Here is a 13,035-nt window from a genome sequence, read left to right on the forward strand (position 1 = left end):
GTCGCCGGTCGGCGGCCAACACCGCAGGTGGAGCCGATGCGGGAGAATGTGACCATGCGGGGTGCGTCATGAGTCAGCCGGCGCCGGAACGGCTTGGGCCCAGGCGTGCCCAGGTGCTGCACCACCTTCGCGAGAGCGGTACGCCGCTGACCGTCGCCGACATCGCCGGCTTCGTCGGCCTGCACCCGAACACCACCCGCTTCCACCTCGACGGCCTGACCAGGGCGGGACTGGTCAGGCGCACGCTCGAACAGCGCAGCGAGCCCGGACGTCGCAAGGTGCTCTATCAGGCGGTGCCGGGCCGCGGCGATCAGTACCGGGCGCTCGCGGCCACCCTGGTCAAGCACTTCGCCGGCCCACTCACCGACCGGGTTGACCGCGCTCAGGCGGCGGGGCGCGCGTGGGGGGACGAACTGCGTGCGGCCTGGCTGGGCATCGCCGGACCCCAGGAGTCCATCGATCGGCTCGTGCAGTGCATGGCCGATCTCGGCTACCAACCGGCGTTCGTGGCCGAGCCCGACCCGACGGTGGTGTTGCGCGCCTGCCCCTTCCGCGACCTGGCCGTCGAGGCTCCGTCGGTCGTCTGCCAACTGCACCTCGGCCTGGCCAACGGGCTGCTGGGTCCGGACCAGCCGTGGCGGGCGACCGGGATCGTGCCGTTCGCCACCCCGTCCACCTGCCTCCTGCATGTGGCCAAGGCGGCTGTCGACGAAGACGGCACTGGGGGGCCGGACGCCGCCACCGAGCAGGCCCCGCAGGGTTGAGCCGATGTGGGTGCTCTACGCGGTCGGCTCGGCCATCTTCGCCGGCCTGACCGCGATCCTGGCCAAGATCGGCGTGGGCAACACCCCGTCCAACCTGGCCACGGCCATCCGCACCGTGGTGGTGCTGGGGTTCGCCTGGCTGGTGGTGTTCATCGTCGGCTCGCAGGACGGCCTCGGCACGCTTTCCAACACCACGCTCGTCTTCCTGGTGCTGTCCGGCCTGGCCACCGGGGCGTCCTGGCTGTGCTACTTCCGCGCCCTGCAGTTGGCCGACGTCAACCAGGTGACGCCGATCGACAAGTCCAGCGTCGTGCTGACCGTGCTGTTCGCCATCGTGCTGCTGGGCGAGACCGACGACCTGGCCACCCGGCTGGCCGGGATCGCGGTGATCGGCATCGGCACCTACCTGATGATCGACCGGCATCGGCCGCCCACGACCGCCACGACGCGCGGCCCGGGCTGGCTGCTCTACGCGCTCGGGTCGGCGGTGTTCGCCGCGCTGACCGCGATCCTGGGAAAGGTGGGCATCACCGAGGTCGAGTCCAACCTCGGCACCGCGATCAGGACTGTGGTGGTGCTGGTGATGGCATGGGTGGTGGCGATAGTGACCGGCGAGCACCGGGCCCTGACCCGCGTGCCGCGGCGCGACCTGACGTTCATCGTGCTGTCCGGCTTCGCCACCGGGGCGTCGTGGATGTGCTATTTCCGTGCCCTGCAGGAGGGGCCGGCGAGCGTCGTGGTGCCGATCGACAAGACCAGCATCGCGCTCACCGTCACCTTCGCCTGGGTCTTCCTGGGCGAGCGGCTCACCCGACGGGCGGGGGTCGGTCTGGCGCTGATCGTGGCCGGCACCCTGCTGATGCTGGTGTGATCGGCGCCGAGGCCCTGAAAACCGTGCACTCGTTGGGCCCTGCGACGGGGGTTTCGCCTCACCAGCGCGGACAGCGGGGCGACGAGTGCACCGTTTTCAGGGTCATGGCCCGCCACCCGAGCCGATCGGTTCGGGTTCCTCCACCTGGCGCGTGCACGGCACGGCCACAGAGGGGTTGGGGAGGAAGAGGTTCGAGTTGGAGCGAGCGACGGGAATCGAACCCGCGTATTCAGCTTGGGAAGCTGATGTTCTGCCATTGAACTACGCTCGCGCGACCCGCTGAGGATCGGCAGTCAGTCTAGCGGACCCACCTCCCCGAACGCCTAATCAGGGTTCCCCCAGTCGTCCCTGAAACACCCGGCCGGACTGGGCCGGGCGCCGCCGATCGCACTAGCGTCGCTGCCATGAGCTATCCGGAACCCAATGATGTCGGACCAGCGGCGGGGGGCGACCTGCCCGTGGCCACCACCGACCGCACCAAGGTCATCGATCTGCTCGAATCGGCCTACGCCGAAGGCCGGATCACCGCCGAGGAGCACGCCGAGCGCATCCGGGCCGCCACCGCGGCGCAGACGTTCGACGACCTCGTCCCGTTGACCCGAGACCTGGTCGCGTTGGACGACACGGTGACGCAGTCGTGGTCACAGGCCCCGGCAGGCGGCAGCACCGAACCCGAGCTGATCGTCTCGATCTTCGCCGGGGTGGACCGGAAGGGACGCTGGCAGCCGCGGCGCAACCTCAGCGTGCTGACCCTGTTCGGCGGCACGGACCTCGATCTGACGCATGCGACCTTCACCGACAACACCTGCGAGATCAACGTGTTCTGCCTGTTCGGTGGGGTCGAGGTGCGCGTTCCCGAGGGCACCCACGTGCGCAACGAGTGCATCGCCATCTTCGGCGGCTCGGACGCCAAGGCCATGGAGCCCCAGCCGGGCGCCCCGACGGTCGTGGTCAAGGGGTTCGTCGGCTTCGGTGGCGTCGAGGTGCGTGGCCCGAGGAAGAAGGACCGCAACCGGTCCGACGAGGAGTGACGCGACGGCGGGCCGGCGCCGCCTACAGTGACGGTATGGACGACCTGTTCGCCCCACCCACCCAACAGTGGCGCCGGATCTCGCCCGCCTATGCGATGGTGCTCCGGATCCGCATGGCGGTGGCGACGGCGATCCTGGGCGCCGCCGCCACGGTGCCGGTGTGGCTGCTGGCCGGATGGGTCTGGGGGGTGGCGACGATCGTCGCCTGCCTCGCCTGGGCACTGTGGCAGTGGGTGCGGCTGGGCCGCCTGGTGCGCTCCTGGGGCTTCGTCGAACGCGACGACGACCTGTACCTGACCCACGGGTTGTGGTTCAAGGAACTCACCGCCATCCCGTACGGGCGGATGCAGGCGGTCAAGGTCGAAAGCGGCCCGCTGGCACGCGCGTTCGGGCTGGCGAGCGTCGAGTTGGTGACGGCCAGCATCCAGTCCGGCGCCAAGATCCCCGGCCTGCCGCAGTCGGACGCCGAGCAGTTGCGTGACCGGCTGATCGAGATCGGCATCGGCGACGACGAGGACGCCCGGTGAGCGTGCCCCCCGTCCGGTTCTCGGGCTTGCCCGGGGCGCCCGCGCCGCCGGAGCAGGGATTGAGGACGGAGCCGGAGTCCGGGCCGTCGGTGACGCCCACGCCGCCGGCCGGCGCCACACCACCGCCCCCCGCCGTCACGGTGGCCGCGCCGCTGGTCGAGAAGCCTCATCCGCTCACCCCGTTGGTGCGGGCCTGGGTGCTGGTGGTGGCCGCGCTGTGGGCGGTCGGCCGCGAATTGCTCAACGGCACCGAGGGCCTGCGGCTGCCGCCGTTGAACTGGGCGTCCGGCCTGTTCGGTGCCCTGCTGCTGGTGCTGGTGGTCGTCGCCTACCTCGACTGGCGGGCCACCTCGTTCATCGTGGACGCCGGCGAGCTGCGCATCGAGACCGGCGTGTTCACCCGCACCTCGCAACGGATCCGCTTCGACCGCATCCAGGCCGTCGACGTCACCGAGCCGTTCGCCGCCCGGCTGCTGGGGCTGGCCGAGATCACCATCGACGTCGGCGCCGAGGGCGGCCACAAGCTGCGCTACCTGTCCCGCGCGCGGGCCGCGGCGGTGCGCGACTATCTGCTGGCGCGAGCGCACGGCGTCCGGTCCGCCGAAGTCAACCAGACGGTCACCACCGGCGTCTTGGACGACCTCGGCGAACACGACGAGGTGCTGGTCCGGGTGCCGCCGCAACGGCTGCTGTTGGGGGCGGTGCTGTCGCACGAGTTCCTGCTGCTGACCGTGCCCCTCGCGCTCTTCATGGTCGGCATGCTGGTCATCGGGCCGCCCGGCGAGACCGTCCGGGAGAGCCCGCTGATCATGCTCGGCGCCGTGCTGCCGGCCCTGGGCGTGCTGTGGGGGTTCGTCTCCAAGCGCGTGATCGGCCAGTGGAACTACGCCTTCGTCCGCAGCGGGCACGGGCTGAAGATCACCCGCGGCCTGGCGAGCCTGACCAGCCAATCGGTGCCGAGGCACCGCATCCAGTCACTGCGGATCGCCCAGCCCATCTGGCTGCGGCGACTGGGGCTGTACCGGCTCGACATGGCGGTGCTGGGACACCGCGGGCTCACCACCGACGAGGACCAGGCCGGCGCCAGCAGCATCCTGCTGCCGATCGGCACCCGGGCCGAGGTCGACGTGATCCTCGGCACCGTCTGGCCCGGCCTGCGGCTGGCGGACATCGACCTGCAGCACTCCCCCGATGCGGCGCGCTGGCTGCAGCCGTTCAGCCACGGCTGGGTCGGCTGGGGTTGGGACGAGTCGGTGATCACCACCCGGCAGGGCTGGCTCACCCGGGTTCAGCTGGTCGTGCCGCACGGCCGCGTCCAGTCGCTCGCGCTCGAACAGGGTCCGCTGCGCCGGCGGCTCGGCCTGGCCGCCGTGTCGGTGCACACCACCGAGGTGCTCGCGCAGTGTGTCGCAGCCAACCTTGATGCCGGTACGGCCCGCGAGCTGCTGTTCGCCGAGAAGGACCGGGCCCGGACGTCGGGGCTGGGCCACCTGCTGACGCCGGCGCCCGAAGCCGCGACGGGCCCGACCACCGGCCCGATGTCAGCCGGCTGAGATCCCGGCGTGCGCCGGGATGACGAAGGTCGTCGTCATCCCGGGTCTGCCCCCGGGACCCTTGCCGGCGCAGTCGGGGGGATCCCAATGTTCGCCGGGGGGAGGGACGTCGGTGTCAGCCGTGAGCGCGGCGGGCCGACCAGGCCGAGGCGACCATGTCGTCCACGCTGTGCCGCATGGCCCAGTCCAGGTCGGCGGCGGCGGCCGAGCCGTCGGCCACGATCCGGGCCGGGTCGCCCGGACGGCGCGGACCCACCTCGGGCGTGAAGTCGGTTCCGGTCACGCGGCGCATGGCGTCCATGATCTCCAGCACGCTCAGCCCGTCACCGCTGCCGAGGTTGTACGCCGGGCGCAGGGCGCGCCCCTCCTCGAGCGCCTGCGCGGCCGCCACGTGCGAGACGGCCAGATCGGCGACGTGCACGTAGTCGCGCACGCAACTGCCGTCGGGGGTCGGGTAGTCGGTGCCGTTCACCCGCGGCGTCCGTCCCTCGAGCAGCGCCTCGATCACGATCGGGAACAGGTTGTGCGGGCTGGCGTCGTACACCTCGTCGGTGCCGGAGCCGACGACGTTGAAGTAGCGCAGATTGACCCCCGCGAACTGCGGCCAGGCCTTCGCCACGTCGGCGATCAGCCACTCGCCGATCAGCTTCGACTCGCCATAGGGAGATTCGGGACGGGTCGGCGAATCCTCGGTGACGAGCTCGGTCGTCGGCGTCCCGTAGACGGCGGCGCTCGAGGAGAACACCAGCTTGTTGACGCCGGCCCGGTGCATGGCGTTCAGCACCTTCGCGGTGCCGGTCACGTTCTGGTTGTAGGTGTGCAGGGGCCGGCTCACCGACACCCCCGCGTACTTGAACCCGGCGACGTGGACGACGCCGGCACAGTCGTGCTCGGACAGTGTCGAGGTCAGGGTTTCGACGTCGAGGATGTCGCCGTGGACGAAGGCGACCTCGTCGGGCACGAAGCCCGCGAAGCCCGACGACAGGTCGTCGTACACCACGGGAGTGATGCCGACCCGAGTGAACGCGCGCACCACGTGCGCACCGATGTAACCGGCGCCGCCGGTGACCAACCAGGAACTCACAGGGCGAGTGTCCCAAGAACTACTTGGCGGTGGCCAATCCTGTGTCACTAGGGTGTGCCCATGGCACGGATTGCGCTCGGCATCGACATCGGCGGCTCTGGCATCAAGGGGGCGCTGGTCGACCTGGACGCCGGCGACTTCGCCACCGAACGGCTCCGCATCGAGACCCCTCAGGAGTCGACCCCGGCGAACGTGGCGGCCGTGGTCGACCAGATCGTCGACAACTTCGCCGACCAGCTGGGCGACGGGCCGATCGGCCTGACGATTCCGGCGATCGTGCAGCACGGCGTGACACTGTCGGCGGCCAACATCCATCCCTCCTGGGTGAACTGTCCGGCCGAGAAGATCTTCGAGGACGCCCTGGGTCGCGACGTCGTGCTGGTCAACGACGCCGACGCAGCCGGTGTGGCCGAGGTGCAGTACGGCGCCGCCAAGGGACACCCGGGCCTGGTGATCGTGACGACGCTGGGCACCGGGATCGGGTCGGCCATCATCTACCGCGGGGTGTTGGTGCCGAACTCGGAACTCGGCCATCTCGAGATCGACGGCCACGACGCCGAGAAGCGGGCCGCGGCCAGCATCCGCACCAAGGAGGGGCTGAGCTGGAGCGAGTACGTGCCCCGTCTGCAGCGCTACTACGAGACCGTCGAGTTCCTGTTCTCCCCCGACCTGTTCGTCGTGGGCGGCGGGGTCAGCAAGAAGGCGGACAAGTTCCTGCCGCAGCTGAAGCTGCGCACCCCGATCGTGGCCGCCCAGCTGCAGAACCGGGCCGGCATCATCGGCGCCGCCTGGCTGGCCGTCGACAAGGGCGAGAACCCCGACCAGCTGCGCTGACCGGGACCACCCGCGGGCTCGACATGCTCGACCGACGGGTGGGTCCTGAAAACGGTGCACTCATCGGGCGGCCGGGTCCGGCCCTGAGGCGGGTGTGCGGACAGCGCCGGCGAACAGTGCACGGTTTTCAGGCGCCGGGCTTCACTATGCTGACCGGGTGAGTACGACATTGCAGTCGGACATCTCCGACGCAACCTCCTCCAACGCCGCCCTGCGGCGCTTCCTGCACGGCCTGCCCGGGGTCGACCAGGTGGGTGCCGAGGCGCGCGCGGCGTCCCTGGGCAGCCGGTCGATCAAGACCACCGCCAAGCAGTGGGCCCTCGACCTCGCGATCCGGATGGTCGACCTGACCACGCTGGAGGGCATGGACACCCCCGGCAAGGTCCGCGCGCTGTGCAACAAGGCGATGCGGCCCGACCCGGCCGACCCGACCTGCCCGCACACTGCCGCGGTCTGCGTCTACGGCGACCTGGTTTCGGTCGCCAAGGACACCGTGGCCGGCTCCGACGTGCACGTCGCCGCCGTCGCCACCGCCTTCCCGTCCGGCCGCGCCGCCCGTACCGTCCGGGTCGCCGACACGGCCGAGGCGGTCGCTGCCGGTGCCGACGAGATCGACATGGTGATCGACCGCGGCGCCTTTCTGGCCGGCCGCTACCTCGACGTGTACGACGACATCATGGCCGTGCGCCAAGCGTGCGGGCCGGCCCACCTGAAGGTGATCTTCGAGACCGGCGAACTGCAGACCTACGACAACGTACGCCGGGCGTCCTGGCTGGCGATGATGGCCGGCGCGCACTTCATCAAGACCTCGACCGGCAAGATCCAGCCTGCCGCCACCCTGCCGGTGACGATGGTGATGGTCGAGGCCGTGCGCGACTTCCGGGCAGCCACCGGACGCCAGGTCGGGGTCAAGCCGGCCGGCGGCATCAAGACCAGCAAGGACGCGATCAAGTACCTGGTGATGGTGAACGAGGTCGCCGGGCCCGACTGGCTCGACCCGGACTGGTTCCGATTCGGGGCGTCCAGCCTGCTCAACGACCTGCTGATGCAGCGCACGAAGATGACCACCGGCCGCTACTCCGGGCCCGACTACTTCACCCTCGACTGATCACGGACTGAGGACATGAGCACCACTTTCGACTACGCGCCGGCGCCCGAATCGCGCTCGATCGTCCACATCCGGCCCTCCTACGGCCTGTTCATCGGTGGCGAGTTCGTCGACGGCCGCGGGCAGGGCTTCAAGACGATCAACCCGGCCAACGAGGACGTGCTGGCCGAGATCTCCGAGGCCACCGAGGCCGACGTCGACGCCGCCGTCACCGCCGCCCGCAAGGCGTTCCGGTCGTGGTCGCGGATCTCCGGGGCCGAACGCGGCAAGTACCTGTTCCGGATCGCCCGGATCATCGCGGAGCGGTCCCGCGAGCTGGCGGTGCTCGAATCGATCGACAACGGCAAGCCGATCAAGGAATCCCGCGACGTCGACGTCCCCACCGTGGCGGCGCACTTCTTCTACTACGCCGGCTGGGCCGACAAGCTCGAGCACGCCGGCTTCGGGCCCGACCCGAGGCCGCTCGGGGTGGCCGGCCAGGTGATCCCGTGGAACTTCCCGCTGCTGATGCTGGCCTGGAAGATCGCTCCGGCGCTGGCCACGGGCAACACCGTCGTGCTGAAGCCGGCCGAGACCACCCCGCTGACCGCGCTGCTGTTCGCCGAGATCTGCCAGCAGGCCGACCTGCCGCCGGGCGTGGTCAACATCGTCACCGGCGCCGGCGACACCGGACGTGCCCTGGTCACCCACGCCGACGTCGACAAGGTGGCCTTCACCGGCTCGACCGAGGTGGGCAAGGCGATCGCCCGCGCCGTTGCCGGTACCCACAAGAAGGTCACCCTCGAGCTGGGCGGCAAGGCGGCGAACATCGTCTTCGACGACGCCCCCATCGACCAGGCCGTCGAGGGCATCGTGAACGGCATCTTCTTCAACCAGGGCCACGTCTGCTGCGCCGGATCGCGGCTGCTGGTGCAGGAGTCGATCGCCGACGAGGTGCTGGGTCGGCTCAAGGCCCGGATGGCGACCCTGCGGGTCGGCGATCCGCTGGACAAGAACACCGACGTCGGCGCGATCAACTCCGCCGAGCAGCTCGCCAAGATCACCGAACTGTCGGGCGTCGGCGAGGCCGAGGGCGCCGAGCGCTGGTCGCCGGCGTGCGAGCTGCCCGCCAAGGGGTTCTGGTTCGCCCCGACGATCTTCACCGGGGTCAGCCAGGCGCACCGGATCGCCCGCGAGGAGATCTTCGGACCGGTGCTGTCGGTGCTCACCTTCCGCACCCCCAAGGAGGCGGTCGAGAAGGCCAACAACACCCCGTTCGGGCTGTCGGCGGGCATCTGGACCGAGAAGGGTTCGCGCATCCTGTGGACGGCCTCGCGGCTACGCGCCGGGGTGGTCTGGAGCAACACGTTCAACCGCTTCGACCCGACCAGCCCGTTCGGCGGGTACAAGGAGTCGGGATACGGCCGCGAGGGCGGCCGGCACGGACTGGAAGGGTACCTGCAGTGAGCCGCACCGACGTCCGCAAGACCTACAAGCTGTACATCGGCGGGGCGTTCCCGCGCTCGGAGTCGGGCCGCACCTACCTGGTCAACGACTTCTCCGGTGCCCTGCTGGCCAACGCGGCCAAGGCCTCCCGAAAGGACGCCCGCGACGCCGTGAAGGCTGCCCGCGCCGCGTTCTCGGGCTGGTCGGACCGGACGGCCTACAACCGCGGCCAGGTGGTGTACCGGATCGCCGAGGTGCTCGAGTCGCGGCGGGCCCAGTTCGAGGTCGAGGTGGCCGCCGCCACCGGGGCGTCCGGTGCACAGGCGCGCGCCGAGGTGGACGCCGCCGTGGACCGGTTGGTCTGGTACGCCGGCTGGACGGACAAGATCGCCCAAGTGGCCGGCGCGGCCAATCCCGTGGCCGGGCCGTACTTCAACCTGAGCTCGCCGGAACCGTCGGGGGTGGTGGCGGTGGTCGCCCCCGACTCCGCCCTGCTCGGCCTAGTGTCGGTGGTGGCCCCGCTGATCGCCGTCGGGAACACCTGCGTGGTGATCGCCTCGCAGGCCGCGCCGCTGGTCGCCATCACCTTCGCCGAGGTGCTGGCCACCTCGGACGTGCCCGGCGGGGTGGTGAACATCCTGACCGGCGAGGCCGCCGAGATCGGCCCGTGGCTGGCGTCCCACATGGACGTCAACGGTCTCGACCTGACCGGGGTGGCGGACGCCGACCTGGCCACCGACCTCGAGGCGGCTGCGGCCGACAACCTCAAACGAGTCCGCCGGGCCGGTGTGGAGGACCTCTCGGCCTCCCCCGCGCTCGACCGGATGACCCGCTTCCTGGAGACCAAGACCGTCTGGCACCCGATGGGGCTGTGACGCCCGTCCCCGACTCTGTGGCCGGACGGCGTCCCGGCGGCTTCGCGCGAGCCTTACCTGGCTGAAACGCGGCGGTCACATCTGCTGTGTTCACTGCGGCCATGGACGTCGCCACGATCACCCACTACCGGCGTCCGGCCGACCGGGGTGAGCTGACGCTGGCGTCCGGTGAGGTGCTGCTCGGCGGCGGAACCTGGTTGTTCTCCGAGCCGCAGCCGGACGCGACCGGGCTGGCCGACCTGACCGCCCTGGGCTGGCCGCCGCTCGAGCTCTCGGACGCCGGGCTGCGGATCGCCGGCACCTGCACGATCGCCGAACTGCTGCCCCTGCCGCGGCAGCCCGGCTGGACGGCTCAGCCGCTGTTCCGGGCGAGCGCCGAGGCGCTGCTGACGTCGTTCACAATCTGGCGGCTGGCCACCGTCGGCGGCAACATCTGCCGCTCGTTCGCCGCGGCCGCCATGATCTCGCTGGCCGCCACCTTGGACGGCACGGCGCTCATCTGGTGCCCCGACGGGTCCGACCGGACGGTGCCGGTTGCCGAGCTGCCCACCGGGAACGGCAGCAACTCCCTCGCCCCGGGCGAGGTGCTGCGGGCCGTCGAGCTGCCCGTCGCGGCGTTGCGCTCGCGCACGTCGCTGCGCCGGATCGCGCTGGCCGAACTGGGCCGCTCGGGCGCGGTGCTCACCGGCCGGGTGGACGACGACGGCTCGTGCCTGTTCACGATCACCGCGGCGACGCTACGGCCGGTGCTGCTGCGCTACCCGCAGGTGCCGGCGCCGGGTGTGTTGCGCGCGGCGGCCGAGGCGGCGTCCGGCTACTACACCGATGCACTGGGTTCGGCGGACTGGCGCCGCCAGGTGAGCGGACTGTTGCTCGAGGAGGTCCGCAACGACGTGGCCGGGCCGGCCGATGGCTGAGCCCTGCGGCCCCACCGTGCGCTGCACGGTCGACGGAGCCGAACTTGTCGCGACGCCCGCCCCGGGCCAGTGCCTGCGCACCTTCCTGCGCGAGCACGGCAGGTTCGGGGTCAAGAAGGGCCGCGACGCCGGCGACTGCGGCGCCTGCTCGGTGCTGCTGAACGGCGAACCTGTGCACTCCTGCATCGTGCCGGCGGTGCGGGTGGATGCCGCGACGATCACCACTGCGTTCGGCCTGGGCAGCGTGGACGATCCGCACCCGATGCAGCGGGAGTTCGTCGACAACTTCGGCTTCCAGTTCGGCTTCTGCACCGCGGGCATGGTCGTCACCGCCTCGAGCCTGGACGCCGACGACCTGTCCGACCTGCCGCGGCTGATGAAGGGCAACCTGTGCCGCTGCACCGGGTACCGGGCGATCCGGCAGGACGCCGAACTGGCCCGGATGGCGGCCACGGGCACCGCCATCGCGCACTGCCCGACCTCGCAGCAGTTCCTCGGCTCGGGGACGATGCCGTGGCGCCGCACCGTCGGACACGCCGTCACGGTGGCGTTGGGCACCGATGTCGGGGCCGGGGACGAGTGGCTGATCCCGCGGGTCGCCAACGACGCCTATAAGGTGCACCTGTCCGAAACCGGCGAGGCCTCGGTGGCGCTGACGCCTCCGCAGCTGCTCTACCTGTCGACGTTGGCGGGTGCGCAGGCGCTCGATCAGGCCGACCGGTTCGGCAACTTCGACCTGGGCAAGGAGGCCGACTTCGTCACCATCGAGCCGGGCAGGGACGAACTGTTCGGGCTGGCACTCGCGGCGGCGTCCGACGAGCCCGACGAGCACCGCGCCCTCCACCAACTGCTGTTCACCATGCAGATGGGGATGCGGGAGGCGGCGATCGCCACCGTGCACGTCCGCGGGCGGGCCGTGACGATGCCGGGCTTCCACGCCCACGATGCGCCGCTCGGCGTCCGGGTGGGCTCATGAGTGGCGCCGCCCCGCTGGCCGGGATCGAGGACGAACCGCTCGGACCGGTGATCGGCGTGGTGCTGGCCGCCGGCCGCGGCAGCCGATCGGGCGGGCCCAAGGTGCTGCGCCGCGACGACGAGGGGACGCCCTGGGTCGCCAACGTGGTGCACCTGCTGCGCGAGGGCGGCTGCGCCGAGGTGATCGTGGTGCTCGGCGCCGAGGCGGGCCAGGCGCGGGCCCTGATGCCGGCCGGCGTCGTCGCGACCTACGCCCCCGACTGGCAGCTGGGCCTGGCCGAGTCGCTGCGCGCCGGGCTGGCCAGCGCCGAGGCGATGATGACCGCTCCCCCGGTCGCGGTCGCGATCACCCTGGTGGACATCGCCGGCGGCAATCCCGAGACCCTGCGCCGGCTGCTCGCCCACCTGGCGCCGGACTGCCTCGTCCGTGCCGGCTTCGACGGACGGCCGGGGCACCCGGTGCTCATCGGGCACGAGCACTGGCGACCGCTGGCCCGTTCCCTGGGCGGTGATCAGGGCGCGGCCGGCTACCTGCGCGACCACGGCGTCCTGCTGGTGGAATGCGGCGACCTGGAGTCCGGCGAGGACGTCGACGACTGAGCCCCGCCGTCCGCCGTTGGTCGAGCTTGTGGTTGGTCGAGCTTGTGGTTGGTCGAGACCGTCGTTGGGCGAGCATGTCGGGGCCCCTGCCTGGCCGGCCGCCTCCGGGGGTCGGCCGTTCTCAGCAACGCCGACCGTTCTCGGGTCCGCCGACTGCTCTCGTGCCACAACACGAAAGCAGACACCGTTGGTGAAAACAGAGAGCGTTGCTGAGAACGCCCAGCCCCATCGTCCAGCCCGGAGGCACCCCCGCGTTCTCACCAACGCCGGCCGTTCTCGGATCCGCCGACTGATCTCGTGTCACAACACGAAAACAGACACCGTTGAAGAAAACAGTGGGCGTTGCTGAGAACGCCCACCCCCCAGCGTCCACCCCCGCGTTCGGCCCCGAAGGCCCACCCCGACCCCGGCCCCGGCGTCCGACTGGGAGGCGCTCGGGTGCCACAGCATCCACCAAAGACGTCTGCACCG

The 13,035-nt window shown here is 71.0% G+C and carries 13 protein-coding genes and 1 tRNA gene; 12 read left to right on the forward strand and 2 right to left on the reverse strand.

The genetic code is table 11. From position 1 onward, the window contains the following. The first annotated feature begins 113 nt into the window (after positions 1 to 113). The gene (locus tag OIE40_RS12475; protein ID WP_413774495.1) at positions 114 to 764 is read left to right on the forward strand and encodes a helix-turn-helix transcriptional regulator; all 651 of its coding nucleotides are present in this window, start codon (positions 114 to 116) and stop codon (positions 762 to 764) included. A 4-nt stretch (positions 765 to 768) separates the two neighbouring features. Further along, on the forward strand, positions 769 to 1,635 hold the full coding sequence (locus tag OIE40_RS12480) for an EamA family transporter (RefSeq protein ID WP_264702736.1): 867 nt from the start codon (positions 769 to 771) through the stop codon (positions 1,633 to 1,635). Positions 1,636 to 1,832: 197 nt separating this feature from the next. Here OIE40_RS12480 and OIE40_RS12485 read toward each other — a convergent pair. Next, positions 1,833 to 1,906, reverse strand: a tRNA-Gly gene (locus OIE40_RS12485). Between the two features lie 133 nt (positions 1,907 to 2,039). Here OIE40_RS12485 and OIE40_RS12490 point away from each other — a divergent pair. The 3 genes from OIE40_RS12490 to OIE40_RS12500 are packed head-to-tail and all read left to right on the forward strand — an operon-like array spanning position 2,040 to position 4,746. Then, positions 2,040 to 2,666 carry a DUF1707 SHOCT-like domain-containing protein gene (locus OIE40_RS12490; RefSeq protein WP_264702737.1) on the forward strand — a complete coding sequence of 209 codons (627 nt, stop codon included), beginning with the start codon at positions 2,040 to 2,042 and terminating at the stop codon, positions 2,664 to 2,666. 35 nt (positions 2,667 to 2,701) lie between these two features. Then, positions 2,702 to 3,193, forward strand: a complete 492-nt coding sequence (locus OIE40_RS12495; protein WP_264702738.1) for a PH domain-containing protein — start codon at positions 2,702 to 2,704, stop codon at positions 3,191 to 3,193. Further along, on the forward strand, positions 3,190 to 4,746 hold the full coding sequence (locus OIE40_RS12500; protein ID WP_264702739.1) for a PH domain-containing protein: 1,557 nt from the start codon (positions 3,190 to 3,192) through the stop codon (positions 4,744 to 4,746). The genes OIE40_RS12495 and OIE40_RS12500 overlap by 4 nt, the downstream gene beginning before the upstream one ends. 115 nt (positions 4,747 to 4,861) lie before the next feature. Here the strand turns inward: OIE40_RS12500 and galE are convergent, their stop codons facing one another. Next, complete coding sequence (gene galE, locus OIE40_RS12505) at positions 4,862 to 5,830, reverse strand: UDP-glucose 4-epimerase GalE (RefSeq protein WP_264702740.1); 969 nt, start codon at positions 5,828 to 5,830, stop codon at positions 4,862 to 4,864. A 60-nt stretch (positions 5,831 to 5,890) separates the two neighbouring features. Between galE and ppgK the strand changes: the two genes are divergently transcribed. The 7 genes from ppgK to OIE40_RS12540 all read left to right on the forward strand — a co-directional run bounded on the left by ppgK (position 5,891) and on the right by OIE40_RS12540 (position 12,564). Further along, positions 5,891 to 6,664, forward strand: a complete 774-nt coding sequence (gene ppgK, locus OIE40_RS12510; protein WP_264702742.1) for a polyphosphate--glucose phosphotransferase — start codon at positions 5,891 to 5,893, stop codon at positions 6,662 to 6,664. 157 nt (positions 6,665 to 6,821) lie between these two features. Next, the gene (deoC, locus tag OIE40_RS12515) at positions 6,822 to 7,772 is read left to right on the forward strand and encodes a deoxyribose-phosphate aldolase (protein WP_264702744.1); all 951 of its coding nucleotides are present in this window, start codon (positions 6,822 to 6,824) and stop codon (positions 7,770 to 7,772) included. A 15-nt stretch (positions 7,773 to 7,787) separates the two neighbouring features. Then, on the forward strand, positions 7,788 to 9,218 hold the full coding sequence (locus OIE40_RS12520) for an aldehyde dehydrogenase family protein (RefSeq protein ID WP_264702745.1): 1,431 nt from the start codon (positions 7,788 to 7,790) through the stop codon (positions 9,216 to 9,218). After that, positions 9,215 to 10,072, forward strand: a complete 858-nt coding sequence (locus OIE40_RS12525) for an aldehyde dehydrogenase family protein (protein WP_264702747.1) — start codon at positions 9,215 to 9,217, stop codon at positions 10,070 to 10,072. The genes OIE40_RS12520 and OIE40_RS12525 overlap by 4 nt, the downstream gene beginning before the upstream one ends. A gap of 101 nt (positions 10,073 to 10,173) precedes the next feature. Next, positions 10,174 to 10,989, forward strand: a complete 816-nt coding sequence (locus OIE40_RS12530; protein ID WP_264702748.1) for an FAD binding domain-containing protein — start codon at positions 10,174 to 10,176, stop codon at positions 10,987 to 10,989. Next, positions 10,982 to 11,965, forward strand: a complete 984-nt coding sequence (locus tag OIE40_RS12535; protein WP_264702750.1) for a 2Fe-2S iron-sulfur cluster-binding protein — start codon at positions 10,982 to 10,984, stop codon at positions 11,963 to 11,965. Before OIE40_RS12530 ends, OIE40_RS12535 begins: the two co-directional genes overlap by 8 nt. Beyond that, positions 11,962 to 12,564: a nucleotidyltransferase family protein gene (locus OIE40_RS12540; protein ID WP_264702752.1), complete on the forward strand. Its 603-nt coding sequence runs from the start codon at positions 11,962 to 11,964 to the stop codon at positions 12,562 to 12,564. Before OIE40_RS12535 ends, OIE40_RS12540 begins: the two co-directional genes overlap by 4 nt. The last annotated feature ends 471 nt before the right edge of the window (positions 12,565 to 13,035 follow it).

It is taken from the genome of Micropruina sonneratiae (assembly GCF_025972045.1).
Taxonomy (GTDB): Bacteria; Actinomycetota; Actinomycetes; order Propionibacteriales; family Propionibacteriaceae; genus Micropruina; species Micropruina sonneratiae.

What these genes read in the sequence shown, in the direction of transcription:
- OIE40_RS12480 (WP_264702736.1), top strand. Translation starts at nt 769, where the DNA reads ATGTGGGTGCTCTACGCGGTCGGCTCGGCCATCTTCGCCGGCCTGACC.
- OIE40_RS12490 (WP_264702737.1), top strand. Translation starts at nt 2,040, where the DNA reads ATGAGCTATCCGGAACCCAATGATGTCGGACCAGCGGCGGGGGGCGAC.
- OIE40_RS12495 (WP_264702738.1), top strand. Translation starts at nt 2,702, where the DNA reads ATGGACGACCTGTTCGCCCCACCCACCCAACAGTGGCGCCGGATCTCG.
- ppgK (WP_264702742.1), top strand. Translation starts at nt 5,891, where the DNA reads ATGGCACGGATTGCGCTCGGCATCGACATCGGCGGCTCTGGCATCAAG.
- OIE40_RS12520 (WP_264702745.1), top strand. Translation starts at nt 7,788, where the DNA reads ATGAGCACCACTTTCGACTACGCGCCGGCGCCCGAATCGCGCTCGATC.
- OIE40_RS12530 (WP_264702748.1), top strand. Translation starts at nt 10,174, where the DNA reads ATGGACGTCGCCACGATCACCCACTACCGGCGTCCGGCCGACCGGGGT.
- OIE40_RS12535 (WP_264702750.1), top strand. Translation starts at nt 10,982, where the DNA reads ATGGCTGAGCCCTGCGGCCCCACCGTGCGCTGCACGGTCGACGGAGCC.
- OIE40_RS12540 (WP_264702752.1), top strand. Translation starts at nt 11,962, where the DNA reads ATGAGTGGCGCCGCCCCGCTGGCCGGGATCGAGGACGAACCGCTCGGA.